The organism is Stenotrophomonas sp. ISL-67 (assembly GCF_018612915.1).
Taxonomy (GTDB): Bacteria; Pseudomonadota; Gammaproteobacteria; order Xanthomonadales; family Xanthomonadaceae; genus Stenotrophomonas.
Window position 1 is genome coordinate 122551 of sequence record NZ_JAGGRL010000001.1, and the last position, 23057, is coordinate 145607.

Annotated in this window: 26 protein-coding genes; 15 read left to right on the forward strand and 11 right to left on the reverse strand. The window is 66.6% G+C overall.

The annotated features are described in order from the left end of the window. Positions 1 to 28: 28 nt before the first annotated feature. Together J7J08_RS00730 and J7J08_RS00735 are read left to right on the forward strand one after the other, a co-directional pair. Complete coding sequence (locus J7J08_RS00730; protein ID WP_214900580.1) at positions 29 to 388, forward strand: hypothetical protein; 360 nt, start codon at positions 29 to 31, stop codon at positions 386 to 388. Positions 389 to 434: 46 nt separating this feature from the next. Continuing rightward, entirely contained in the window at positions 435 to 815 is a 381-nt protein-coding gene (locus J7J08_RS00735; RefSeq protein ID WP_214900582.1) for a YbjQ family protein, read from the forward strand. Positions 816 to 901: 86 nt separating this feature from the next. Here the strand turns inward: J7J08_RS00735 and J7J08_RS00740 are convergent, their stop codons facing one another. The 3 genes from J7J08_RS00740 to J7J08_RS00750 are packed head-to-tail and all read right to left on the reverse strand — an operon-like array spanning position 902 to position 4362. Further along, the gene (locus tag J7J08_RS00740) at positions 902 to 1084 is read right to left on the reverse strand and encodes a hypothetical protein (RefSeq protein ID WP_214900584.1); all 183 of its coding nucleotides are present in this window, start codon (positions 1082 to 1084) and stop codon (positions 902 to 904) included. Then, a complete protein-coding gene (locus J7J08_RS00745; RefSeq protein ID WP_214900585.1) occupies positions 1081 to 2217 on the reverse strand; it encodes a PepSY-associated TM helix domain-containing protein in 1137 nt (378 codons plus the stop codon). The genes J7J08_RS00740 and J7J08_RS00745 overlap by 4 nt, the downstream gene beginning before the upstream one ends. 54 nt (positions 2218 to 2271) lie before the next feature. Beyond that, a complete protein-coding gene (locus tag J7J08_RS00750) occupies positions 2272 to 4362 on the reverse strand; it encodes a TonB-dependent siderophore receptor (protein ID WP_214900587.1) in 2091 nt (696 codons plus the stop codon). 179 nt (positions 4363 to 4541) lie between these two features. Between J7J08_RS00750 and J7J08_RS00755 the strand changes: the two genes are divergently transcribed. The 3 genes from J7J08_RS00755 (at position 4542) to J7J08_RS00765 (ending at position 7804) form a co-directional block, all read left to right on the forward strand. Further along, the gene (locus tag J7J08_RS00755; RefSeq protein WP_214901621.1) at positions 4542 to 4760 is read left to right on the forward strand and encodes a hypothetical protein; all 219 of its coding nucleotides are present in this window, start codon (positions 4542 to 4544) and stop codon (positions 4758 to 4760) included. Positions 4761 to 4889: 129 nt separating this feature from the next. Beyond that, entirely contained in the window at positions 4890 to 5867 is a 978-nt protein-coding gene (locus tag J7J08_RS00760) for a DUF4105 domain-containing protein (RefSeq protein WP_214901542.1), read from the forward strand. Beyond that, positions 5864 to 7804, forward strand: a complete 1941-nt coding sequence (locus J7J08_RS00765; RefSeq protein WP_214900589.1) for an alpha/beta fold hydrolase — start codon at positions 5864 to 5866, stop codon at positions 7802 to 7804. Before J7J08_RS00760 ends, J7J08_RS00765 begins: the two co-directional genes overlap by 4 nt. Positions 7805 to 7862: 58 nt before the next feature. Here the strand turns inward: J7J08_RS00765 and J7J08_RS00770 are convergent, their stop codons facing one another. After that, entirely contained in the window at positions 7863 to 9221 is a 1359-nt protein-coding gene (locus J7J08_RS00770; RefSeq protein ID WP_214900591.1) for an MFS transporter, read from the reverse strand. 89 nt (positions 9222 to 9310) lie between these two features. On the opposite strand from J7J08_RS00770, the gene soxR reads away from it, so the two are divergent. After that, positions 9311 to 9745, forward strand: a complete 435-nt coding sequence (gene soxR / locus J7J08_RS00775; protein ID WP_214900593.1) for a redox-sensitive transcriptional activator SoxR — start codon at positions 9311 to 9313, stop codon at positions 9743 to 9745. Between the two features lie 49 nt (positions 9746 to 9794). Here soxR and proC read toward each other — a convergent pair whose 3' ends face one another. Both proC and J7J08_RS00785 read right to left on the reverse strand, forming a co-directional pair. Next, positions 9795 to 10616 (reverse strand): pyrroline-5-carboxylate reductase, encoded by an 822-nt coding sequence (gene proC, locus J7J08_RS00780; protein ID WP_214900594.1) that lies wholly within the window; start codon positions 10614 to 10616, stop codon positions 9795 to 9797. Positions 10617 to 10679: 63 nt separating this feature from the next. After that, positions 10680 to 11339, reverse strand: coding sequence for a YggS family pyridoxal phosphate-dependent enzyme (locus J7J08_RS00785; protein ID WP_251006367.1), 660 nt, complete (start codon positions 11337 to 11339; stop codon positions 10680 to 10682). 154 nt (positions 11340 to 11493) lie between these two features. Between J7J08_RS00785 and J7J08_RS00790 the strand changes: the two genes are divergently transcribed. The 6 genes from J7J08_RS00790 to J7J08_RS00815 all read left to right on the forward strand — a co-directional run bounded on the left by J7J08_RS00790 (position 11494) and on the right by J7J08_RS00815 (position 16698). After that, positions 11494 to 12531 carry a type IV pilus twitching motility protein PilT gene (locus J7J08_RS00790; RefSeq protein ID WP_214900595.1) on the forward strand — a complete coding sequence of 346 codons (1038 nt, stop codon included), beginning with the start codon at positions 11494 to 11496 and terminating at the stop codon, positions 12529 to 12531. Between the two features lie 126 nt (positions 12532 to 12657). Further along, on the forward strand, positions 12658 to 13800 hold the full coding sequence (locus J7J08_RS00795; protein WP_214900596.1) for a PilT/PilU family type 4a pilus ATPase: 1143 nt from the start codon (positions 12658 to 12660) through the stop codon (positions 13798 to 13800). Positions 13801 to 13915: 115 nt separating this feature from the next. Next, positions 13916 to 14500 (forward strand): hypothetical protein, encoded by a 585-nt coding sequence (locus tag J7J08_RS00800; protein WP_214900597.1) that lies wholly within the window; start codon positions 13916 to 13918, stop codon positions 14498 to 14500. 131 nt (positions 14501 to 14631) lie between these two features. Beyond that, positions 14632 to 15615 (forward strand): aldo/keto reductase, encoded by a 984-nt coding sequence (locus J7J08_RS00805; protein WP_214900598.1) that lies wholly within the window; start codon positions 14632 to 14634, stop codon positions 15613 to 15615. Between the two features lie 49 nt (positions 15616 to 15664). Continuing rightward, positions 15665 to 15889, forward strand: a complete 225-nt coding sequence (locus J7J08_RS00810) for a DUF4287 domain-containing protein (protein WP_214901546.1) — start codon at positions 15665 to 15667, stop codon at positions 15887 to 15889. Between the two features lie 101 nt (positions 15890 to 15990). Further along, entirely contained in the window at positions 15991 to 16698 is a 708-nt protein-coding gene (locus J7J08_RS00815) for a YitT family protein (RefSeq protein ID WP_214900599.1), read from the forward strand. 55 nt (positions 16699 to 16753) lie between these two features. On the opposite strand, the gene J7J08_RS00820 is transcribed toward J7J08_RS00815, so the two are convergent. Then, positions 16754 to 17296 (reverse strand): DNA-3-methyladenine glycosylase I, encoded by a 543-nt coding sequence (locus tag J7J08_RS00820; protein ID WP_214900600.1) that lies wholly within the window; start codon positions 17294 to 17296, stop codon positions 16754 to 16756. 108 nt (positions 17297 to 17404) lie between these two features. On the opposite strand from J7J08_RS00820, the gene J7J08_RS00825 reads away from it, so the two are divergent. From J7J08_RS00825 to J7J08_RS00835, 3 genes are read left to right on the forward strand one after another with little or no spacing between them, the layout of a single operon-like run. Continuing rightward, the gene (locus J7J08_RS00825) at positions 17405 to 17971 is read left to right on the forward strand and encodes a YqgE/AlgH family protein (protein ID WP_214900602.1); all 567 of its coding nucleotides are present in this window, start codon (positions 17405 to 17407) and stop codon (positions 17969 to 17971) included. Next, positions 17964 to 18431 (forward strand): Holliday junction resolvase RuvX, encoded by a 468-nt coding sequence (gene ruvX / locus J7J08_RS00830; protein WP_214900604.1) that lies wholly within the window; start codon positions 17964 to 17966, stop codon positions 18429 to 18431. The genes J7J08_RS00825 and ruvX overlap by 8 nt, the downstream gene beginning before the upstream one ends. Before the next feature lie 16 nt (positions 18432 to 18447). Next, a complete protein-coding gene (locus tag J7J08_RS00835; protein WP_214900606.1) occupies positions 18448 to 19398 on the forward strand; it encodes an aspartate carbamoyltransferase catalytic subunit in 951 nt (316 codons plus the stop codon). Positions 19399 to 19760: 362 nt separating this feature from the next. On the opposite strand, the gene J7J08_RS00840 is transcribed toward J7J08_RS00835, so the two are convergent. The 4 genes from J7J08_RS00840 to mgtE all read right to left on the reverse strand — a co-directional run bounded on the left by J7J08_RS00840 (position 19761) and on the right by mgtE (position 23056). Beyond that, positions 19761 to 20210 carry a transposase gene (locus J7J08_RS00840; RefSeq protein ID WP_214900608.1) on the reverse strand — a complete coding sequence of 150 codons (450 nt, stop codon included), beginning with the start codon at positions 20208 to 20210 and terminating at the stop codon, positions 19761 to 19763. A 342-nt stretch (positions 20211 to 20552) separates the two neighbouring features. Beyond that, positions 20553 to 21347, reverse strand: coding sequence for an alpha/beta hydrolase-fold protein (locus J7J08_RS00845; RefSeq protein ID WP_214900610.1), 795 nt, complete (start codon positions 21345 to 21347; stop codon positions 20553 to 20555). 67 nt (positions 21348 to 21414) lie between these two features. Then, positions 21415 to 21681 (reverse strand): hypothetical protein, encoded by a 267-nt coding sequence (locus J7J08_RS00850; protein ID WP_214900613.1) that lies wholly within the window; start codon positions 21679 to 21681, stop codon positions 21415 to 21417. 13 nt (positions 21682 to 21694) lie between these two features. Continuing rightward, positions 21695 to 23056 (reverse strand): magnesium transporter, encoded by a 1362-nt coding sequence (gene mgtE, locus J7J08_RS00855; protein WP_068849782.1) that lies wholly within the window; start codon positions 23054 to 23056, stop codon positions 21695 to 21697. Between the last annotated feature and the right edge of the window lies 1 nt (position 23057).

Consider the following 23057-nt stretch of genomic DNA (forward strand, 5'->3'; position numbering starts at 1 on the left):
GGCGCTGCACCGCAGGATGGCGCGGTGCTTGATCACCGCGGCTTCCTGCGCACCGCTCACGGCGCTGGCGACCAACTACACCGGCGTGTTGACGTCCGCGATTGGCATTCCTTTGCTGTTCTTCGCAGCCGGCATGCTGCTCACCTTGTTGATTGTCCGTGGGCACGGGCGAGCATGGGCCAGGTGGCTGGCGTCAATCATCGCGTGTGCACTGTTGCTGGCGGGCGTGTGGGTATTCCAGATCGATACGTGGAAGCTCTGGCCATATGCCAATGACAGCGAACGCGTAGCCAAAGGAGCGATGGTAGGCGTGTACTGCGTGCTCTGGTTGGCGGTGCTGGTGCAGACATGCCTGCTTTGGATCCTGCGACGGCCGCGGACGCATTGACTCTTCCAACTATCAGGGGCGCAATGCCCAATGCAACGAGGCAACCATGGCAGACCCCTACAACAGCGCTGCACGCCCGCCGACCGGGCCCCGTTTTGACGATTCGATGGTGACCACGGCGTTCGAGCTACCCGGCTTCCGGGTCGCGCGCAACCTGGGCGTGGTGCGCGGCATCACCGTGCGCTCGCGTTCCATCGTCGGCAACTTCCTGGGTGGTATCCAGACCCTGTTCGGCGGCAACATCACGATCTATACCGAGCTGTGCGAGCAGGCGCGCGAGGAGACCTACCGCGACATGGCCAAGCACGCACGGATGCTGGGGGCCAACGCCATCATCGGCATGCGGTATGACGCTACCGATATCATGACCGGGCTGACCGAAGTGTTGTGCTATGGCACGGCGGTAGTGGTGGAGCCGTTGCGATGAGAGAGGCACATGGCATGCGCGCCGTGCTGTCGCTGGGGGCGGTGGAGGAACGCATCTCGGTGGTGCCCGCCAGCATGGCCGGTTGATCAGCGCGTGCGTTTCACCCATGCACGCACCACCAGTCCGATCAGTGCGGCGAAGACCACCCACGACACTACGTCGAAAACGCCATCGCCGATCAGCGCGCTGACCAGGCCCAGCACACTGGCTGCCGCGATCCAGGCGGGTGCCGTGAACGGGCTGCCATTGGGCGCAGGGGTCCGGCTCATGCTTCACCCCCGGTCTTTTCGGCGCGCTCGATCTCGGTCACCCGCGCCTCGGTACTGCCGCGCTTGAACCACAGGTACAGGCCGCTGACCAGCACCGCGATGGTGAGCAGGTCCAGCAGGGCCCACAGGATCTTCAGCGGCAGCTTGCCGTAATCGCCGAAGTGCAGCGGCTGGCTGAGCAGCAGCACGCTCATGTAGGTGGGCAGCTGCGGCTGGGCGGTGAGTTCGCCGCTGGTCGCGTCGATCAATACCGGGCGATACAACCGCTCGGTGAGCGGGGTGTTGCCCTGCATGAACACGCCATAGTGGTGGTCGCCGCTGTAGCCGGTGCCGGGGAAGCTGACGAACGCCGGGCGCATGTCCGGTTCGGCGGCGCGCGCGGTGTCCACGGCGGCCTGCAACGAGGCCAGCGTGGTCGGACGCGGCTGGCCGGCGTAGCGCGCGGCAAATTCGCCCAGCTGCTGGCTCTGCCAGGCAGTTTCCAGGGGTTTGGCGATGGTGTTGATGGCCCCGGTGATGCCCACCACCAGCGCCCAGCCCAGGGTGACCACGCCGATCACGTTGTGCAGGTCCAGCCAGGCCAGCCGGCGGCTGCGGCCAGTACGCAGGGTGCCGAAACGCTGGCGGCGCATGAAGGGTCCGTACAGCACCAGGCCGGAGATGATCGCCACCGCGAACAGCAGGCCCATCGCGCCCATGAACAGCATGCCGGGCAGGCCCAGGAACAGGTCGGTGTGCAGGCGGTACAGGAAGTACATCACCCCTTCGTTGAACTGCGGCGCCGGCAGCACTTCACCGCTGCTGGCATCGAGCAGCGCGGTCTTCATCTGCGGCGGCGGCGTACCCGGCTCGGTGCCGGTGTTGACGTAGACGGTATGGCCTTCCCAGTCCCAGCCCACGAACAACGGCACGTTGCCCGGGTACTGCGCCACGGCGCTGCGTACCTGCGCATCCAGGTTGCGGTGCGCGGCTTCCGGTTGCGGGTTGTCCACGTGCGGTTCGCTGAGGTGCGCGATTTCCTCGCCGAACACCAGTGGCAGGCCGGTGATGCACAGCAGGAGCAGGAAGAGGGTGCAGATCAGGCTGGTCCACTTGTGGACCAGGAACCAGGCTTTGAGGGTGGTGCGTTGCATTGGGTTCTCTGGCGGCGGCTGGAGAAAGCTTGCCGGGCAGAGCCCGGCTGACGATCAGAAACGGTAGCTGATGGTGCCGGTCACCGTGCGCGGGTTGCCGGTGAAGCAGTCGCCGAAGTTGCGGCACGGCGCGAAGTACTTCTTGTCCGAGAGGTTGGTGATGTTCAATGCCATGGTCCAGTCGGTCACCTGGATCTCGGCCAGCGCATCGACCAGGGTGTAGCTCGGCGTGCGGATGAAACCGCCGAAGCCCAGCGATTGGGTGTTGCCGACGTAACGGCCACCCACGCCCACGCGCAGGCGCGAGACGTCGTCGATCTGGAAGCCCTTGGCCAGCCACAGCGAGGAAAGCTCCTGCGGGGTGTCGTTGAGGCGCTGGTTCACTTCCATCTCGAAGTTGCTCTTGGTCACCTTGGCACGGTTGCGCGAGTAGGCGGCGGTGAGGGTGAGGTCATGGGCGAAGGTGAACTGGCCTTCCAGCTCGACGCCCTTCGACTCGATCTCACCGGTCTGCACGACGTTGAGCGGATTTTCCGGATCATTGGTCTGGCGATTGGTTTCGGTGATGCGGTACACCGCGGCGGTGACCAGCATGTTCGCAGCAGGCTGCCACTTCACGCCGCCCTCCCACTGGTCGCCCTGCATCGGCTTGAACGCATGGCCGTAGATGTCCTGGCCGGTGACCGGCAGGAACGATTCGCTGTAACTGATGTACGGCGACACGCCAGCGCCGATTTCGCCGATCAGGCCGGCGCGCCAAGTGGTGGCGTTGTCGGTCTGGCTGGGCAGGCCTTCGGTCTTGCTGCGCGCGTGGTCGCGGCGCGCGCCGAGCACCAGCGAGACGCGGTCGGCCCAGCGGATCTGGTCCTGCAGGTACACGCCCAGCTGGGTGGTCTGCTGGTCAGGCAGGCGGTCCCAGCCGTTGATGGTCGCGCCGGCGGACACCGGGGTGTAGATATCGATGGGGGTCGGGGTGGCATTCAGTTGCAGTGCCTCTTCCCGGTAGTCGCTGTAGTCCACGCCGGCCAGCAGCAGGTGCTGGAACGCGCCGGTGGCGAAGTCGAACTGCAGCGCGTTGTCGCTGGTCAGCGACCGCACGTCCGGGCGCACGCCGTAGGCGTTGCGGTTGAGCACGCGCTTGTCGGCGTCGATGAACGGGTCCAGTGGATTGCTGTAGGCGTCCGGGTACAGCTCGCGGAACTCGGTCTTGCCGTCCAGGTAGCGCACCGACGAGCGCAGGCTCACGCTGTCGTTGAAGCGGTGGTCGAACAGCGCGGTCACGCTGTACACGCGTGAATCGAGCTTGTCGAAGTCCTTGTCGCCAAGGAACGTGGACGGGTCCAGACGCGGGCGGCCGGCCGGGGCGTTGAGGGTAGCCACCACCGGCAGGAACTGCTGGCTGGAAGCGGTCCTGTCGTGCTGGTAGCTGGTGAGCACGGTGAGGTTGCTACGCTCGCCGCGCCAGCTGAGCGAGGGCGCGATGTAGATCCGGTCGTCATCGATTTCGTCGATCTGCATGCCGCCATCGCGGACCAGGCCGACCACGCGGCCGGCCACGGTGCCGGCGTCATTCAAGGTACCGCCCACGTCCCCCTGGAACTGCTTGCGGTCGAAGCTGCCCAGCTGGACGCCGACTTCACCGCCGATCCCGGTGTAGGTGGGGCGCTTGGTCATGGCGTTGATAATGCCGCCGGTGGCACCGGCGCCGTACAGCACCGACGACGGGCCGCGCAGTACTTCCACCCGCTCCAGGCCGTAGATCTCGGTGCGCGCAAGCGGGCTGAAGCCATAGCTGCGGCGCAGGCCATCCACATACTGCACCGGGTCCAGGCCGCGCACGGTGCTGCCGTCGCTGCGGGTATCCAGGCCGTAGGCATCGGCGGTGACGCCAGCGCTGTAGCGCAGGGTTTCCTGCAGGTTGCGCGCGCCGCGGTCGGTGAACAGCTCGCTGGTGACCACGCTGATCGCCTGCGGGGTCTGGGTGAGCGGGGTATCGGTCTTGGTCGCGGTGCTGGCGCGGTCGGCGACCACGCTGACCGCGTCCAGGGTGCGGGCTGTGCCGGCGTCCTGGGCCTGGGCCTGGGCCGCGGCCAGCAGGGTGGGAACCAGCAGCAGCAAGGGCGAACGGCGCAACAGGGCAGACATGGCAAGGATCCCGGGAACTAAGGGCCCGGATTATCAGCAGATGAGGATGCGAACGCAAATGAATCTCAGGTGCAAGCCGCAACTTCCGGTTTTCATCCTTTTGCCACATCCCCTGCACGGGTCGTAGGCGCGGCCGGCATTAACGTGGACCGTCCCCACGCCGCAACTGGAGACACGCCATGAACACCCTGCAGACAGCCGCCCGGGCGGTGCGCAACGGCCTGGAGGAAATGGCGGCCCTGTTGGTGGGCGAACGCGCCGAGGACCTGCGCCGGGACGATACCGCCGCCCCCGGGGGCGGCATTCCGATGCCGCGGCGGTTGCCGCTGCGCCGCGCCCTGCCGCGCGCCCGCAAGGGCATGGCGCCCTGGCAGAAGGTGGGCGCGCCGCGCCGCTGATTGACCCTGAACAGGGGAACCTGAACGGAGGAACATGTCCCCCATACTGCAGTTATGGCTAACTAACGCCCAGACCAACCGACGGAACGATGTGTGAAGACAGCAGGACGATGGGGGCTGGCCGTATTGATGCTGGTCGCGGCGCTGTGGGTAGCCGGGCTGCTGGCGTATCAACTTCCCGGGCCGGGTTGGTTGAAGGGCGTGGTGCTGGTGGGGTGGGGCGCATTCGCGTTGACCACTGCCGTGGCTGTCGGGCGCGCCCGTGCCGGGCGTTGGCCGGGTCCGTTGTTCGTGGCCGCGCTGGTGGTGTGCGGCGTCTGGTGGCTGTTGCTCAGCCCGCGCCAGGACCGGGTCTGGGCCGATGATGTCGCCCAGCGGCTGAAGGTCCTGGAATTCGACGGCTCCAAGGTGGTGCTCGACAACGTGCGCAACTTCAGCTGGCGCACCGATGAGGACCACGACGTGCGCTGGGAGCGCCGCGAATACGACCTGGACCAGCTGCGCTCGGCCGACCTGGTGCTGTCGTACTGGATGGGGCCGATGATCGCGCACACGCTGGTGTCGTTCGGTTTCGCCGACGGCCGCCAGCTGGTGTTCTCGCTGGAGATCCGCAAGGAGCGCGGTGAATCGTTCTCGGCACTGGGGGGGTTCTTCCGCAAGTTCGAGATGACCCTGGTGGCGGCCGAGGAAAGCGACATCGTGCGGGTGCGCAGCAATGTGCGCGGCGAGGATGTGTACCTGTATCGGCTGAAGGGCATGACCCGCGAGCAGCTCAAGGGGCTGTTCGTGTCCTACCTGGGCGAAGCACGCAAGCTGGACGCCGCACCGGCGTTCTACAACACGCTGACCAGCAACTGCACCACCATCGTGTATGAGCTGGCCAGGCAGATCGCGCCGGGGCTGCCGTTGGATTACCGGCTGCTCGCCTCGGGGTACTTCGCCGAATACGCGCGTGACTTGGGCGTACTCACGCCGGGCGTGGACTTCGCCACGCTCAAGGCGCGCGGACGCATCACCGATCGCGCGCGTGCCGCCGGCGATGATCCGCGCTTCTCGCAGCTGATCCGCGCAGGCGTGCCTGGTATCGACGCGGAGGCGCAGCCGTGAGCCGGTTGATCTGGCGGAGCGCGTCGCTGTTGGCGGTGGTGCTGTCGCTGCTGCTGTCCAGCGGCTGCGCCATGGTCACCATGAAGCAGGTCTCGCCCACCGACTACCTGGCCAGCAAGCGTGGCGACGTGCTCACCTCGGGCAAGTTCAGCATGGCCTCGCAGGAAACGCTGAGCGTGATCGGGCTGGACGTATCGCTGTGCGAGAAGGATGTAGTCGCGTGCGAAAAGACCCTTAAAGACACCCGTGACCTGCCCGAGGAGCAGCGCCTGTCGGCGCTGTCCGAGCTGTGGGTGAAGAACGCACTGGCGCTCACCCCCAAGCCGAAGGACCGCGAGAAGACGCCGATGTCCGACGCGGCGCTGGATGCCTGGCTGGAAGTGGCGCGGTATGCGTATGCGTACCTGTTCTTCAGCGGCCGCACGCCCTCTGACCGGGCCTTCGAGGACCGCCAGACCCAGGTGCGTGATTACTACAACTACGCCGCCGAGCAGACCGCCACGGTGGTGTTCAAGCGCAGCCGCGAAAGCGCGCTGGAAGGGGAGGACTACAACGCCGCGGTGGCCGGTGAGCGCTGGACGCTGACCTCCGATTTCGACGAACTGCGCCTGAGCAGCATTCCCACCACGATGGTGTCGGCGTCGTCGGTGAGTTTCGCCGGCCTGCGCAGCACGTACCGCCGCGACGGCTTCGGTGCCGAGCTGGTGGTGGTGATGGACCCGCCCCGGTTGATCGCGCCGCCGGACGGTGAAAAGGCTGAGATTCCGCAGTACAGCGAGATGTCGGCGATCAATGCCACCGCGTTGCTGCGCTTCAAGGGCGACACCCTGCAGCAGGTGCTGGACACCACCCAGGTGCTGTTCGATGTGTATTCGCCCGAATCCACCGAAAGCGTGGACCTGCATGGCGGGAAGGTGCCGCTGGCCGGCAACTTCACCGCCGCCTACGGCATGTGGCTGGCCCAGTCCGGGTTTGCCAGGCAATCGCTGCGCACGCTGTTCGGGTTGAGCGAAGGCATTGCCGAGCCGCACATGTACCTGATGCAGCCGTGGGACCCGAACCGCCGCATCATCTTCATGCTGCATGGGCTGGGCAGCAGCCCGGAGGCATGGGTGAACGTGGCCAACGAGATCCTGGGCGACCCCGAGCTGCGCAGGCACTTCCAGGTATGGCAGGTGTATTACCCGACCAATGCGCCGATCGCACTGAACCGCTACGAGATCGACCAGGCATTCGACAACACGCTCAGGCATTTTGATCCGAAGGGAACGTCGCGGGCCTCGAAGGACATGGTGTTCATCGGCCACAGCATGGGCGGCGTGCTGGCCCGCCTGCTGGTCACCAGTTCCGGCGATACGTTATGGAACCAGCTCCTTGCCAACTACGATCTCAAGGGCGAGCGGCTCAAGCGGGTCCAGGCCAAGCTTGGGCCGCTGCTGCACTTTGATGCGGAACCGAACGTGGAGCGCGCGATCTTCATCGCCGCCCCGCACAAGGGCACCGATATCGCCGGCAACCGGGTAGGGCGCTTCATCGGCCGCCTGGTGCGCCTGCCGATCACGATCCTGGGCAAGTTCGAGGATGTGTTCCAGACCCTGCAGCAATCGGAAGTGCAGTCGGCGCAGGCCACCAAGCTGCAGATTCCCAACAGCATCGACAACCTCAAGGCCAGCGACCCGTTCGTCAAGGCGTCTTCCGCCCTGCCGATCATGCCTGGGCTGAAGTACCACTCGATCATCGCCCAGCGCAAAGCCAACGTGCCGTTGGAGCAGTCCGACGATGGCCTGGTACCTTATTGGAGCGCACACCTGCCCGGCGCGGTGTCGGAAAAAGTGATCATCTCCGGGCACAGCGTGCAGGAGACCCCGCAGGCGGTGCTGGAGATCCGCAGGATCCTGCGCGAGGACCTGGAGCAGGCGGAGGCGAAAACCCCGTAGAGCGGGGCTCTGCCCCGCTGCACGCGGTGCTGGCACCGCAGCCACGCAGGGCGTGGCTCTACACCCGCCGCGCCACCACCACGCTCGCGGCCGCCAGCAGCAACATGATCGCAAACGTCTGCAGGTAGCCCAGCGTCACGTCCACCGACAGCATCAGCGCAAACAGCGAACCGGAAACGGCCAGCGTGGTGGCCACGCCCAGCGCCTCGCTGAGCTGCAGCGCCGAGGTGTTCGCGCCCTGCTGCGCCGGCGGCGACAACGACAGGGTCAGCACCGACAGACTGGGGTAGATCAAGCCCATTCCCAGCCCGGTCAGCGTCCAGCCGCCCAGCGCCAGTGCCAGCGGCACGCCCGGCTGGATCGCCAGCGCGGTTCCGATGATGCCGGTGCACATCAGCAGCGCGCCGGCGGTGAGCAGCTGGCGACGCGACAGCCCCTGGCCGCCATGACCCTGGAACCACGACCCCCTGAACCAGCCCAGCGCGCCCAGGCTCAATGCCACGCCGGCCAGCAGCGGGCTCAGGCCACGCTCACGCTGCAGCAACAACGGCAGGAAGGCTTCGCAGCCGAAGAACGCCGACGCCGCGATGCCGCGCAGTGCAATCACGCTGGGCAAGCCACGCCGCAGGCGCAGGGTGCCGTGCGGAAGCAGCTTCCAGCTGCACAGCGCCAGCAGTGCCACCGCCGGCAACAGCACCGCCAGCGCCGGCCAGCCTGCCTGCTGGCCGCCGACGTACAGCAACAGCGCGCCCAGTGACGCACCCATGGCCCAGCGCACGACGGTACCGCCCGAACCGGAGGAAACCGCCAGCGGCGGCACCGCCCGCAACGCCGGGCGCAGCAGCAGCGCGGCCGGAATGGCCAACAGCGGAACGCCGAGGAACACCCAGCGCCAACCGGCATGCTGCACGATCAGGCCGCTGATGGCCGGGCCGATCAGCGAGGGCACCACCCAGCCGGCGGAGAACGCGGCAAACACACGGGGGCGCAGCGATTCGGGAAACGTGCGCCCGACCAGCACGTACAGCGCCACCGAAATCGCGCCCGCGCCCAAGCCCTGCAGCAGCCTGCCGATCACCAGCACCGGCATGTGCTGGGCCAGGCCGGCCACCAGCAGGCCGGCAATGAAGCAGCACAGGCCCAGCCACAACGGACGCGCCGGGCCCAGCCGGTCGCTCCAGCGGCCGGCCAGTGTCATGCCGATCACGCTGGTGGCCAGCGTGCCGCCGAACGCCAGCGCATACAGGCGCAGGCCATCCAGCTCACGCGCGACGGTGGGCATGGCCGCCGCCACGGCCAGCGCTTCAAAGGCGTGCAGCGAGACCAGGGCGACCATGCCGATGGTGGTGGCGCGGTAACGCGCCGAGAGGATCGACGCCGGTGCATCGGCGGGCAGTGCAGCTACATCGAAAGACATGCGGGTTCCAGGCAAGGAAGAAGCGAGGCGCTTGCGGCGCGCCGCGAGGTGTCGCAGGATGAGACCTTAACCATTGTTTAGGTCAAGCAGTGATCGCGCAGGAACTGAGTGTAGGCGACGTGGCACGTCGCAGCGGCGTGGCGGTATCGGCGCTGCACTTCTATGAGCGCAAGGGGTTGATCCGCAGCCTGCGCACGGCGGGCAACCAGCGCCGTTTCAGCCGTGACGTGCTGCGCCGACTGGCGGTGATCCGGGTCGCGCAGCGGGTCGGCATGCCGCTGGAAGCCGTGGCCAATGCGTTTGCCGCGCTGCCGGAGAACAAGACGCCGACCCGCGTCGAGTGGGCGAAGATGTCGGCGCTGTGGCGCGGCGAGCTGGACCAGCGCATCGAGGAACTGCTGCTGCTGCGCGACCAGCTCACCGATTGCATCGGCTGCGGTTGCCTGTCGTTGAAGCGCTGCCGGTTGGCGAACCCGGGCGACGCGTTGGGCGAGCAGGGCGATGGCCCACAGCGGTGGGGGTGATGCACCGCGCGAACGGCAGCCACGCAGGGCGTGGCTGAACCCACCCGACTCAATCGTTCGCCGCCGACAACGCCTTGCCACGCCGCGTCGCGGCATCGATGGCGCGCCCCACGATCGCCTCGAAATCTTCGCCCTGGAAGCTCTCGATCGCCGCCTGCGTGGTGCCGTTCGGCGAGGTTACCCGGCGCCGCAGCTCAGCGGGGGCCTCGCCCGACTCTTCGAGCATGCGACTGGCGCCCAGCAGGGTCTGCACCACCAGCGTGCGCGCGGCGTCGGCCGGCAGGCCCTGCGCGATTCCCGCCGCTTCCATGGCCTCGGCAAGCAGGAAAACGTACGCCGGGCCACTGCCGGAGACGGCGGTGACCGCATCCATGCGCGCTTCATCCTCGATCCATACCGTGCGCCCGGCGCTGGCCAGCACGGTGTCGGCCTGGGTGCGCTGTTCGGCGCTGACGCCTGCGGTGGCAAACAGACCGGTCACGCCTGCGCCCAGCAGTGCCGGCGTGTTCGGCATGGCGCGCACCACCGCGCCAGCGCCGCCCAACCAGCGCAGCAGTTGCGCACTGGTGATGCCGGCGGCGATGGATACCACCAGCGGGGCCTGGGCCTGGGCGATGTCGGCCAATGACGCACAGACATCGCGCAGCACCTGCGGTTTCACCGCCAGCACCCATACGGTGCCCTGCGCGGCCGCTTCGGTGGCGCTGGCGTAGGTCTTCACCCCGAACTCGGTGGTGAGCTGGCTGCGCAGCTCGGCAACCGGTTCTGCCACGTGGATGTTGCCCGGGGCAGTGCCCTGGCGGACCAGGCCGGCGATCAGGCTGCGTGCCATGTTGCCGCCGCCGATGAAGGTAATGGAATCGCTGCTCATGGGGTCTCCGGGTAGCGCCGGGCTCTGCCCGGCCGGTGGGTGGCAGCGGGGCAGAGCCCCGCTCTACGTGTTGCGTGCGCCAAACAAGGCGGTGCCGACGCGGACCATCGTGGCGCCGTGGGCGATGGCCTCGGGGTAGTCGCCGCTCATGCCCATCGAGAGGGTATCGGCCTGCGGGTAGCGGGTGGCGAGGTCGGCAAACAGCGCGTGCATGCGTTCAAAGGCCCGTGCACGGCGATCCGCGTCCGGCCACGGCGCCGGGATGGCCATCAGCCCGCGCAGGCACAGGCGCGGTTCGGCGGCGATGGCGGCAGCCAGCGCCTGGACAGCCTCTGGTGTGCAGCCGTGCTTGCTGTCTTCGTCATCGATATTGACCTGCACCAGCACGTTCAACGGCGGCAACGCGGCCGGGCGGTGCGCGGCAAGGGCGGTGACCAGCCTGGCCCGGTCCACGCTCTGCACCCAGTCGAAGCGCTGCGCGGCCAGGTCGGCCTTGTTGGACTGCAGGTGGCCGATCAGGTGCCACTCCAGCCCCAGTGCGGCCAGCGCGTCGATCTTGGCCACTGCTTCCTGCACGTAGTTTTCGCCAAAAGCGCGTTGGCCCTGCGCGGCCACTGCGGCCACGGCGTCGGCCGGCTGGGTTTTGGAGACCGCCAGCAGCCGGGGCGTTGGCCGCCCGGCAGCCGTGGCCGCGTTGTGCAGGTTCAGCAGGAGGGTGGACAAGGGCAGCGCGGTCACGGGCAGGGCACTCAAGGGGGCAGGGGCAGCTCTAGAAAGGGCGGTTCTAGAAAGGGATTTCCCGGTGGATCAGGGAGGCTATACTGCCGACCGGGGAAAGATCCTTCCAGTCGCAGCAGTCTATGGGGAGTAGCAGCGTATGGATATCGCCGAGCTGTTGGCGTTTTCCGTGAAGAACAAAGCGTCGGACCTTCATCTGTCGGCAGGCCTGCCACCGATGATCCGCGTGGACGGCGATGTCCGTCGCATCAACATTCCTGCCTTGGACCACAAGCAGGTGCACGCGCTCGTTTACGACATCATGTCGGACAAGCAGCGTCGCGATTACGAGGAATTCCTCGAAGTCGACTTCTCGTTCGAGATTCCCAGCCTGGCGCGCTTCCGCGTCAACGCGTTCAACCAGAACCGGGGCGCGGGTGCGGTGTTCCGTACCATTCCGTCCGAAGTGCTGAGCCTGGAAGACCTGAACACACCGCCGATCTTCCGCGAGCTGATCGACCAGCCGCAGGGCCTGATCCTGGTGACCGGCCCGACCGGTTCGGGCAAGTCGACCACGCTGGCGGCGATGATCGACTACATCAACAAGAACGAATACGGCCACATCCTCACTGTCGAGGATCCGATCGAATTCGTGCACACCTCGCAGAAGTGCCTGATCAACCAGCGCGAAGTGCACCGCGACACGCACGGCTTCAATGAAGCGCTGCGTTCGGCACTGCGTGAAGATCCGGACATCATCCTGGTGGGCGAACTCCGCGACCTGGAAACCATCCGGCTGGCGCTGACCGCGGCCGAAACCGGCCACCTGGTGTTTGGCACCCTGCACACCAGTTCGGCGGCCAAGACCATCGACCGCATCATCGACGTGTTCCCCGCCGGCGAAAAACCGATGGTGCGCTCGATGCTGTCCGAGTCGCTGCGTGCGGTGATTTCGCAGGCGCTGCTGAAGAAAGTGGGCGGCGGGCGTACCGCGGCGTGGGAAATCATGGTTGGCACCCCGGCCATCCGCAACCTGATCCGCGAGGACAAGGTGGCGCAGATGTACTCGGCGATCCAGACCGGCCAGCAGATGGGCATGATGACGCTCGACCAGCATCTGCAGGACCTGGTCAAGCGCAGCCTGATCACGCGCAACCAGGCCAAGGAATACGCCAAGGACAAGCGCATCTTCGAGTAAGGACAGCGCCGAAGAGAACGGCAGGAGCCGTTCTCAACGTCGCGAAGCGACGGCCCGCAGGGTGCCCGGCAGGATGCTGGGCATAACGTTGGCCGGCCCTCGGCAAGGCATCCGGAGCCCACCGCAATGAACACCACCAGCACCACCATCGACTTCACCTCGTTCCTCAAGCTGATGGCGCACCAGAAGGCGTCGGATCTTTTCATCACCGCGGGCATGCCGCCGGCGATCAAGGTCAACGGCAAGATCTCGCCCATCACCCAGACGCCGCTCACGCCGCAGCAGAGCCGCGACCTGGTGCTGAACGTGATGACGCCGTCGCAGCGCGAAGAATTCGAAAAAACCCACGAGTGCAACTTCGCCATCGGCCTGTCCGGCGTGGGCCGCTTCCGCGTGAGCTGTTTCTACCAGCGCAACCAGGTCGGCATGGTCCTGCGCCGGATCGAGACGCGCATTCCCACCGTGGAAGAGCTGAGCCTGCCGCCGATCATCAAGACACTGGCGATGACCAAGCGCGGCATCATCCTGTTCGTGGGCGCCACCGGCACCGGCAAGTCGACCTCGCTGGCCGCGATGATCGGCTACCGCAACCTGAACTCGACCGGGCACATCATCACCATCGAAGACCCGATCGAATTCGTGCACAAGCACGAAGGCTGCATCATCACCCAGCGCGAAGTGGGCATCGACACCGACAGCTGGGAAGCGGCGCTGAAGAACACCCTGCGCCAGGCGCCCGACGTGATCATGATCGGCGAGGTGCGTACCCGCGAAGGCATGGACCACGCCATCGCGTTCGCCGAAACCGGCCATCTGGTGCTGTGTACCCTGCATGCCAACAACGCCAACCAGGCGATGGACCGCATCATCAACTTCTTCCCGGAAGACCGCCGCAACCAGCTGCTGATGGATCTGTCGCTGAACCTCAAGGGCGTGGTCGCCCAGCAGCTGGTGCCTTCGCCGGATGGCAAGTCGCGCAAGGTGGCGATGGAAATCATGCTGGGCACGCCGCTGGTGCAGGATTACATCCGCGATGGCGAGATCCACAAGCTCAAGGAAGTGATGAAGGAGTCGGTGCAGCTGGGCATGCGCACCTTCGACCAGAGCCTGTTCGAGCTCTACCAGGCCGGCGAGATCAGCTACGAGGACGCGTTGCGGTATGCCGACTCGCAGAACGAGGTGCGCCTGCGTATCAAGCTCTCCCAGGGCGGTGATGCACGCACGCTGTCGCAGGGCCTGGACGGGGTGGAGATTTCCGAAGTCCGCTGAATCTGCGGAAGCGGAACCAGGGCGCGTACGGTGCAATGCCGGCGCGCCTTTGCTGTAAGTGGTGTTTCAAGGGGCCGGCACCGTGCCGGTAGCACTGTCACTGAAGAGAATGCACATGGAATTGCATGATCCGTACCGCGCACCGGCAACCATTCCGATGCCACCTGCTTTACCCGGCGCGCTGCCAGAGACGCGTCTCCAGCCGCAGGCGATCTCCGGCGCGGCCGAGTACTACTCGCCCTCCACGCTGAAACTGGTGCTGCTCTCACCCACCACGCTCGGGCTGTACCCGCTGTACTGGTTCTGGCGGAACTGGCAGGCGATCAAACGGGAGACCGGAGGCGACCAGTGGCCCTGGGCGCGCGCGCTGTTCTCGCCGATCTGGTCGTTCTTCTGCTTCCGCGAACTGAGTGACGCGGCCAGCAGCCGACGTCGGGAGCTGGCCTTCGCGCCGGGGCTGCTGGCGGTGACCTACTTCCTGCTCAACTTCGCCAGCCGCCTGCCCAACGCCGGCTGGATGCTGGCGCTGTTCACCTTCGTGCCGCTGTTGCCGGTCAACAGCCTGCTACGCCGCTACCACCAGGATGAGCGGGTCGACATGGGGCGCATGGACCGGTTCAACGTCTGGCACATCCTGGTGATCATCGCCGGTGGCCTGCTGCTCCTGTTCGCCCTGATCGGGACCGTGGCCGAAAGCTGAGGGGGGCAGATGGCGCCTGCCGGCGGCAGGCGCCATTGATGAAATCTGCTCATGACCACCAGCGTCTGCGCCGGTGCTATCTCCGGCGGTAACGGGCGTATCGTGGGGGACCCCACTGGAAGGAGCACCCCATGCAGACACGAACCCTTGGCAACAGCGGCCTGCGCGTTTCCGCGCTCGGGCTGGGCTGCATGGGCCTGAGCCACGCCTATGGCACCGCCCCCGATGTGAGCGACGGCGTCGCGCTGCTGCATGCGGCAGTGGAGCGCGGTGTGACCTTCTTCGACACCGCCGAGGTCTACGGCCCCTTCCGCAATGAGGAACTGCTTGGGCAGGCGTTGGCGCCGTACCGGGACCAGGTCGTCATTGCGACCAAATTCGGGTTCAAGGAGGCCAACGGGGATCTGGGGCTGGACAGCCGACCGGAGAACATCCGTGCCGTCTGCGAGGCCAGCCTGCAACGCCTCAGGACCGACCGCATCGACCTGTTCTACCAGCACCGGGTCGATCCGAACGTGCCGATCGAGGACGTCGCCGGTACCGTCAAGGACCTGATCGCCGAGGGCAAGGTGAAGCATTTCGGCTTGTCCGAAGCCGGCGAAGCCAGTATCCGCCGCGCGCATGCGGTGCAGCCGGTGGCCGCGCTGCAGAGCGAGTATTCGTTGTGGTGGCGCGAGCCGGAGCAGAGCGTGCTGCCGGTGCTCGAAGAGCTGGGCATCGGCTTCGTGCCGTTCAGCCCGCTGGGGCGTGGCTTCCTGACCGGGGCGATCACGGCCGATACCGAGTTCGCGCCCACTGACTTCCGCGCGAGCCTGCCGCGCTTTGCAGTGGAGGCGCGCCGCGCCAACCAGGCGCTGGTGGATGCCATCGGCGCAATCGCCGCCGCGCGCCAGGCCACGCCGGCCCAGGTCGCACTGGCCTGGCTGCTGGCGCGCAAGCCCTGGATCGTGCCGATTCCCGGTACCACCAGGCTGCACCGGCTGGACGAGAACCTGGCGGCTGTCGAGCTGACCCTGCGCGAAACCGATCAGCAGCAGATCTCCGCGGCGCTGGACGGTATCGCCATCGTGGGCGACCGCTACAACGCGGAGCGGCAGAAGCAGGTCACCCGCTGACGGGACGTCGATTTCATGCCCTGCCCATCGTCGTAGTGAATGTACCCATCTGCGAGGAAACGGTCATGAGCGACACCCCCCGGTCAAAGGCCCTGCGTCGTACTTCCCCTCCATCGAAAAGACCTATGGGCAGCCGGTCGGGCACTGGCTGGCCCTGTTGGCCACCCAGGGTGGGCTGAAGCACATGGCGCTGGTGGGCTACCTGAAAGACCAGCATGGCCTGGGACACGGTCATGCCAACGCGCTGGTGGCCCACCATCTGAGAGGGAGCTAGGCAGACACGCGGCGCATTCCTTGCGGGCTGAATCAATTTCACCTGCAACTGTCACGCCGATCGTGTCTAATACCGCTCCCCACGTGTCTGGCCCCACCCCCATGTCCCTTGAATCCCATGGCCCCGCGCCGTGCGACGACGCTGACGGCCATCTGGTCACCGCCGGTCCGCTGACCCCGCCGCCGGACAGCGCCGGTACCCTGGCCGATGAGAAGGCGCTGCGCCATTCCGTTGCCGAAGACGTACAGGGCATGGTCCTGGCCACGCTGGTGGCGTCGCTGGGCCTGGCGATCTTCGCCAAGGGCGGGCTGATGATCGGTGGCATGGCCGGGCTGGCCTTCCTGGCCCACTACGCGTTCGGCTGGAACTTCGGCCTGGTGTTCGTGCTGGTCAACCTGCCGTTCTACTGGGTGGCGGTGCGGCGCATGGGCTGGGAATTCACCCTGAAGACCTTCGCAGCGGTCACCGCCTGCGGCGTGCTGACCGACCTGCTGCCGCGCTGGGCCGATTTCGCCCACATCAGCTCGCTGTATTCAGCGCTGGTGGGCGGCGCGGTGGCCGGGCTGGGCATCCTGTTCTACATCCGCCACCGCGCCAGCCTGGGCGGCATTGGCATCTTGGCGGTGTACCTGCAGCGCACTCGTGGCTGGAGCGCCGGCAAGGTGCAGATGTCGTTCGATACGCTGCTGATGGGCGTGGCATTCTTCGTGCTTTCGCCGGACAAGGTGATGTATTCGGCGATCGGCGCGGTGGTGCTGAGCCTGGTGTTGATGTTCAACCATCGGCCGGGGCGGTATATGGGCGTTTGAGGCGCGGCGTACCCCGGTAGCGCCGGCCGTTGACCGGCCCAGGCGATGTCCGGCTTCACCGTACGCCTGCAGCCCACGGAGGGGCCAACTTCGCCAACCGCTTGTACACCGGGCAATCCTTGCCATGCGCCCCCGGCAGGTAGCCCAGGCTCATCAGGAACTCTCCGGTGATCTCGCCGCCGGTGAAGCGGAACGTCTTCTTGAACAGCTTCACCCAGTCAGCCTTGTCACGCGGGTGGTGCGCGTCCAGCCACGCGGCGAAACTTCCATGGCTGGCCCGCAGTTGCTGGATCACCTGCGCGTTGTGGATGGCCGCATGCACCTTGAGCCGGTTGCGGATGATGCCCGGGTCGTTGAGCAGCCGTTCCACATCGCGCTCGCCGTATGCGGCCACGGTGTCCACGTCGAACTGGCTGTAGGCCGCGCGAAACCCCTCGCGCTTCTTCAGGGTGGTTTCCCAGCTCAGGCCGGCCTGGTTGATTTCCAGCAGCAGGCGCTCGAACAGCTCGCGTTCGTCGCGCTGCGGGAAGCCATATTCGTGGTCATGGTAGTGACCGTGCACCGGGTGGCCCGGGGCGATGAGGCAGTAACCGCTCATGGGTGCGTCTTCGATGGAGGGTAGGTCGGCGCCCAGTTTACGGCCGCCGCGGCTGCGCCACAGCCCGGACTCACGCCGGTGCCTGGACGCAGCGGGTAGAATGGGCTCATGCCGATGCCGTCCATCTCTCTTGCCGATCACCTGCTGGTCGCGCTGCCGTCGCTGACCGACCCGACCTTTGCGCGCACGGTGGCCCTGATCTGCCAGCACGACGAGAACGGTGCCATGGGCGTGCTGGTCAACCAGCCGTCCGAGTACACGCTGGGCGATGTGTTGGCGCAGATGGAAATCCAGACCGACGATCCGGCCCTGCGCGACCAGTTGGTGCTCAACGGTGGGCCGGTGCATCCCGAGCGCGGCTTCGTCATCCATGACGATGCACGCGGCTGGGAATCGAGCCTGCAGGTGGGCGAGGGCGTGTACCTGACCACCTCGCGCGATATCCTCGAAGCCATGGCCCGCGGCGAAGGCCCGCGCAACACGCTGGTCACGCTCGGCTGTGCCGGCTGGACCGAGGGCCAGCTGGAGAGCGAGATTGCCGAGAACAGCTGGCTGACCGTGCCGGCCGATGCCGAACTGCTGTTCGCCACGCCGCTGGAACAGCGTTGGCAGGGGGCCGCCGCGCGGATCGGGGTGGACCTGTTCCGGTTGACGGACTACAGCGGCAATGTCTGAAGCGGCCACCATCCGCCGCGACGGTACCGTGCTTGGCTTCGATGTGGGCTCGCGCCGGATTGGCGTGGCCATCGGCAGTTCGTTCGGTACCCACGCCCGCGCCATCGCAGTGGTGGACGTGCACGGCAACGGCCCTGACTGGACCGCGGTCGAGCGCCTGATCAAGGAATGGCGGCCCGACGGCCTGGTGGTGGGCGACCCGCTCACCCTGGATGGCCAGGACCAGCCCAACCGCAAGCGTGCGCAGGGCTTCGCCCGCCAGCTGCGGGAACGTTTCAAGCTGCCGGTGGTGCTGATCGACGAGCGTTCGAGCTCGGTCGAAGCGGCCCGCCGGTTTGCCGTCGAGCGCGCCGAAGGTCGCAAGCGCCGCCGCGATGCAGCCACGCTGGATGCGGTGGCCGCGGCGGTAATCATCGAACGCTGGCTGTCCTCGCCCGACGACGCCACCCCTGTTTCCTGACCCCCAGACCCTGCCCATGACCGCCTCGCAACTCGATTCCGACGGACGCCTGCGCCACCTGCTGACCCTGGAAGGTCTGCCCCGCGAAACCCTGCTGCAGCTGCTCGACCGCGCCGGCCAGATCCGCGATGCGGCGGTGGGCCGGGTCGGCAACAAGCGCCATGTACTGGGCGGCTCGGCGGTATGCACGCTGTTCTTCGAGCCGTCCACCCGCACCCGCAGTTCGTTCCAGCTGGCCGCGCAGCGGCTGGGCGCGGACGTGCTGAACTTCGATGCCTCCACCTCGTCCACGCGCAAGGGCGAAACCGCCTGCGACACGCTGAAGAACCTGGAAGCGATGGGCGTGCGCGGGTTCGTGGTGCGCCACCCGGATGATGGTGCCGTGGCCGAATTGGCGGCGGCGGCGGGCGAGGGCACCGCACTGGTCAACGCCGGCGACGGCCGCAGCGCGCACCCGACCCAGGGCCTGCTGGACATGCTGACCCTGCGCCAGGCCAAGGGCAGCGATTTTTCCAGGATGAAGGTGGTGATCGTCGGCGATGTGAAGCACTCGCGCGTGGCCCGCACCGACCTGCATGCACTGCGCACGCTGGGCGTGGGCGAGATCCGCGTGTGCGGCCCGCAGTCGCTGCTGCCGGATGATGAGACGTTGAAGGGCTGCATCGTCGGCCAGGATTTCGACCAGATGCTGGAAGGCGTAGATGCGTTGATGATGCTGCGCCTGCAGCGTGAGCGCATGGAAGAAGGCCTGGTGCCGTCGATCGAGCAGTACCACGCCGAATACGGGTTGAACGCCGCGCGCCTGAAGCGCGCCGGCCAGGACGCGGCCGTGCTGCACCCGGGCCCGATCAACCGTGGCGTGGAAGTCACCGACGAAGTGGCCGACGGCCCGCAGTCGTGGGTGTTGCGCCAGGTGGCCAACGGTGTGGCCGTGCGCATGGCGGTGCTGGAGACGTTGTTGGGGTGAGGGGGCGGGCGGCTTCGGATGGTCTAAACGTCGGATGAAACATGGGGGCGGTGTTTTTGCCGTCTTCGGATGCTTGGGCCGCGCTGCGCGCGGTGTCCGGCCAACGGCCGGGGCTACGAATTTTTACGGGCCCATTGGGATTGGGATCAATCAACCGTTGGCTTCGGATGGTCTAAACGTTGGATGAAACATGGGCGGTGTTTTTGCCGTCTTCGGATGCTTGGGCCGCGCTGCGCGCGGTGTCCGGCCAACGGCCGGGGCTACGGATTTTTACGGGCCCATTGGGATCGGGATCAATCAACCAAAGGCCGGCATCCTGGTAGCGCCGGCCGTTGGCCGGCCCACGTAATGTCGGATCATGCCTACAGCGGCCAGCGACACCAGGCGTACTTGTACTCGCCAATGTGATCGGTCATTCCCGCGCGTATCGGGTTGCCAACGACGTAGCGCGCGTGGCGCAATAGCGCTTCGTCCGTACGCAGCGCATGATCGAAGAATCCGGGTTGCCACACCTTGCCCTGTCTACGGCTCAGGCGGTTCAGTGCCAGCGCGCTGGAAGATTTGAAGCGCCGCGCGACGTACGCAAGTGAAGGCGAGCGCAGTTCAAACATCCAGTGGATGTGGTCGGGCATGACGACCCATGCCAGGGTAAGGGTGCATCGGCTTCGGTCCATCTTTCGGAATTGGTCCACCACGATCTCGGCGGCCTCCGGACGCTCAAACCACCGGGCTTGCCCGGTGCAGCGCGTCGTCATGACGTAGATCTGCCCAGCGATGCTGTGACGTCCAATGCGGAGACGGTTGCTGCTCATCCGCCGATGGTGCGCGGATCGGCAGCAGTTGAATGTCAGGGGAACGCAGGCACGGGTATCGCCCGACACCCACACGCAGCGTAGGCAGGTTCGCGTGGGCCGGCCAACGGCCGGCGCTACCGCCATGCATCCGAAGCTCACGGTTGATTGATCCCAATCCCAATGGGCCCGCACCAATTCGTAGCCCCGGCCGTTGGCCGGACACCGCGCGCAGCGCGGCCCAAGCATCCGAAGGCATCAACATCATCGCCACCGATCATCCGTCCGGCGTTTACACGATCCGAAGCCGCCCATCAGACGTTCATGACCCCGAAACAGAAAGCAGCCGGCCAACGGCCGGCGCTACCGGGAAAACATCCATTTCCACATTGCCGCGTCCGCATACGTCGCGTCCCATGCGTTGTGGTTGCCCTGCGGGTATTCGGTATACCGCACGTCGCTGGCACCGGCGGCATCGAACGCTATCTTCAGTTGCCGGTCGTCTTCGGGCAGCACCACATCATCCAGCGCGCCATGGAACATCCAGATCGGTGTCGCCTTCAAGCGTGCGGCCATGGCCGCATACGGATCCGCTTGGCCCGCCACCGATTCCACGAACAGCGTCGCGCGCACCGCACGTGGGGCCAGCACCGCGCCGCACACCGGCACGATCGCGGCAAACCGGCCCGGGTGCTCCAGTGCGATGTTCCAGCTGCCGTAGCCCCCCATCGACATGCCGGTCAGGTACTGGCGCGAGGGGTCGGCACCGAATTCGGCGAGGGTGGCATCCAGCGCGGCCAGCGCGATGCGGTTGTTGATGCCCGACCACTCCTGGTCTTCCGGCACCTGCGGCAGCACCACCAGCGCCGGGAAATCGCGCGCGTGCGCGCGCAGGTGCGGTCCCAGCCCGGCCGTAGTCTGACGGCGCCCGTCGCTCCCACGCTCACCCGAGCCATGCAGAAACAGCACCACCGGCAGGCTCCCGCGCTGCGCCTGCGCGGCGCGCGGCACGAACACCTGGTAACGCGATTGGCGTCCTTCCACGGTGACCGTGCGCTCTACGAAGTGCCCCTTGTCGGGTGCGTGCGTTGAGGCGCACCCGCTCAGTGCGACCATCGCCACCACCCACACCCACCATCCCGCGCGCTGTCGTGCCATGTACCGTCCCCGTCTGAAGGCGTTTTCAGTCTAGGCACCGCAGGGCCGGCAGACATCTTGCAGTGCATCAGTCCGGGCGCGGCGCCGAGGCCAGGATTTCCAGCTGTTCGATCGCCTCCGGGTGCCCGTTGGCCGCAGCAGCCTGCACCTGGGCCAGGCTGGGGTGGACCACCAGCAGGATCGGGTTTTCGCATTGCGGGCAATCGAACTCCGCCTCGTCTTGGTGCAGTTCCATGCTCATCTGGCGCGCGCTGCCCCGCCATTCGCAGGCAGGGCAGGTGTGGATCTGGTCGCGCCAGCCGGCAGCGAAGTAGTTGTCGAGGGTCAAGGCCATGTTGAAGAACCGGTCAGTGCAGCAGGATCAGGGTGGCCAGGCCCAGGAAGCTGAAGAAGCCCATGACGTCGGTGACCGCGGTGACCACCACGGTGCCGGCCACGGCCGGGTCCACGTTCATGCGCTTGAGCAGCAGTGGCAGCAGCACGCCGGCCAGCGCGGCGGCGCAGAAGTTGATGATCAGCGCCAGGGTGATCACCAACGAGAGCAGGAAACTGTGGAACCACAGGTAGGCGATGATGCCGACCACGGTGCCGATCAATGTGCCGTTGATCAATGCCACCCGCGATTCCTTCCACAACAGGATGCGCGCATTGCTCTGCCCCACCTGGCCCAGCGCGATACCGCGCACCATCAGGGTCAGCACCTGCACCGCCGCGTTGCCGCCGACGCCGGCCACGATCGGCATCAGCACCGCCAGCGCGACCACCTTCTGCAGGGTCAGCTCGAACTGGCCGATCACCGTGGCGGCCAGGAACGCGGTACACAGGTTGATGCCCAGCCACACCACGCGGCCGCGCACGGCGCGCTTGATCGGCGAGAACAGGTCTTCCTCTTCGTCCAGGCCGGCCGCGCCCAGCGCCTGGTGCTCGGCCTGTGAACGGATGATGTCGACCACGTCATCGATGGTGATGCGGCCGAGCAGGATGTTGTTGTCGTCCACCACTGGCGCCGACACCCAGTCATGGTCGGAGAACTGCCGGGCTACTTCGTCGGCGCTTTCGCCCACGTCGATGGCCGGCTGCTCGTCGTCGATCAGCCGGTTGATCGGGGTGCTGTCTTCATGGGTCACCAGCGAGGCCAGCGACAACCGGCCCAGGTACTGGTGGCGGCGGCTGACCACGAACAGGTGGTCGGTGTGGTCGGGCAGTTCGCCGCGCAGGCGCAGGTAGCGCAGCACCACGTCGACGTTGACGTCGGCGCGCACGGTCACCACGTCCGGGTTCATCAGGCGGCCGGCGCTGTCCTCGGGGTAGGACAGGACCTGCTCAAGCCGTTCGCGGTTCTCGCGGTCCATCGACTTGAGCACTTCGTCGATGACCGTGTCCGGCAGGTCTTCGACCAGGTCGGCCAGGTCATCGATGTCCAGGTCTTCGACCGCGGCGATGATTTCATCCGGGTCCATGTCGGCCAGCAGGCTTTCGCGCACTTCCTCGCCGACGTGGACCAGCACCTCGCCATCGTCTTCCGGATCGACCAGGCCCCACACCACTTCGCGCTTGCCCGGCGGCAGCGATTCGAGCAGGTTGCCGATCTCGGCCGGCGCCAGCGTATTGACCAGCCGGCGCACCGGACCCAGCCGGCCGCTGTCCAGTGCATCGGACAACAGTCGCAACTGGCGCGCCGTCTTGTCGTGGCGTACGGCTTCGGCCATG

Bases quoted from the DNA above. Each gene is read 5' to 3' on its own strand.
- J7J08_RS00735 (WP_214900582.1), top strand. From the start codon at position 435: ATGGCAGACCCCTACAACAGCGCTGCACGCCCGCCGACCGGGCCCCGT.
- J7J08_RS00740 (WP_214900584.1), bottom strand. From the start codon at position 1,084: ATGAGCCGGACCCCTGCGCCCAATGGCAGCCCGTTCACGGCACCCGCC.
- J7J08_RS00745 (WP_214900585.1), bottom strand. From the start codon at position 2,217: ATGCAACGCACCACCCTCAAAGCCTGGTTCCTGGTCCACAAGTGGACC.
- J7J08_RS00750 (WP_214900587.1), bottom strand. From the start codon at position 4,362: ATGTCTGCCCTGTTGCGCCGTTCGCCCTTGCTGCTGCTGGTTCCCACC.
- J7J08_RS00755 (WP_214901621.1), top strand. From the start codon at position 4,542: ATGAACACCCTGCAGACAGCCGCCCGGGCGGTGCGCAACGGCCTGGAG.
- J7J08_RS00760 (WP_214901542.1), top strand. From the start codon at position 4,890: ATGCTGGTCGCGGCGCTGTGGGTAGCCGGGCTGCTGGCGTATCAACTT.
- J7J08_RS00770 (WP_214900591.1), bottom strand. From the start codon at position 9,221: ATGTCTTTCGATGTAGCTGCACTGCCCGCCGATGCACCGGCGTCGATC.
- proC (WP_214900594.1), bottom strand. From the start codon at position 10,616: ATGAGCAGCGATTCCATTACCTTCATCGGCGGCGGCAACATGGCACGC.
- J7J08_RS00790 (WP_214900595.1), top strand. From the start codon at position 11,494: ATGGATATCGCCGAGCTGTTGGCGTTTTCCGTGAAGAACAAAGCGTCG.
- J7J08_RS00795 (WP_214900596.1), top strand. From the start codon at position 12,658: ATGAACACCACCAGCACCACCATCGACTTCACCTCGTTCCTCAAGCTG.
- J7J08_RS00800 (WP_214900597.1), top strand. From the start codon at position 13,916: ATGGAATTGCATGATCCGTACCGCGCACCGGCAACCATTCCGATGCCA.
- J7J08_RS00805 (WP_214900598.1), top strand. From the start codon at position 14,632: ATGCAGACACGAACCCTTGGCAACAGCGGCCTGCGCGTTTCCGCGCTC.
- J7J08_RS00815 (WP_214900599.1), top strand. From the start codon at position 15,991: ATGTCCCTTGAATCCCATGGCCCCGCGCCGTGCGACGACGCTGACGGC.
- J7J08_RS00820 (WP_214900600.1), bottom strand. From the start codon at position 17,296: ATGAGCGGTTACTGCCTCATCGCCCCGGGCCACCCGGTGCACGGTCAC.
- J7J08_RS00825 (WP_214900602.1), top strand. From the start codon at position 17,405: ATGCCGATGCCGTCCATCTCTCTTGCCGATCACCTGCTGGTCGCGCTG.
- ruvX (WP_214900604.1), top strand. From the start codon at position 17,964: ATGTCTGAAGCGGCCACCATCCGCCGCGACGGTACCGTGCTTGGCTTC.
- J7J08_RS00835 (WP_214900606.1), top strand. From the start codon at position 18,448: ATGACCGCCTCGCAACTCGATTCCGACGGACGCCTGCGCCACCTGCTG.
- J7J08_RS00840 (WP_214900608.1), bottom strand. From the start codon at position 20,210: ATGAGCAGCAACCGTCTCCGCATTGGACGTCACAGCATCGCTGGGCAG.
- J7J08_RS00845 (WP_214900610.1), bottom strand. From the start codon at position 21,347: ATGGCACGACAGCGCGCGGGATGGTGGGTGTGGGTGGTGGCGATGGTC.
- J7J08_RS00850 (WP_214900613.1), bottom strand. From the start codon at position 21,681: ATGGCCTTGACCCTCGACAACTACTTCGCTGCCGGCTGGCGCGACCAG.
- mgtE (WP_068849782.1), bottom strand. From the start codon at position 23,056: ATGGCCGAAGCCGTACGCCACGACAAGACGGCGCGCCAGTTGCGACTG.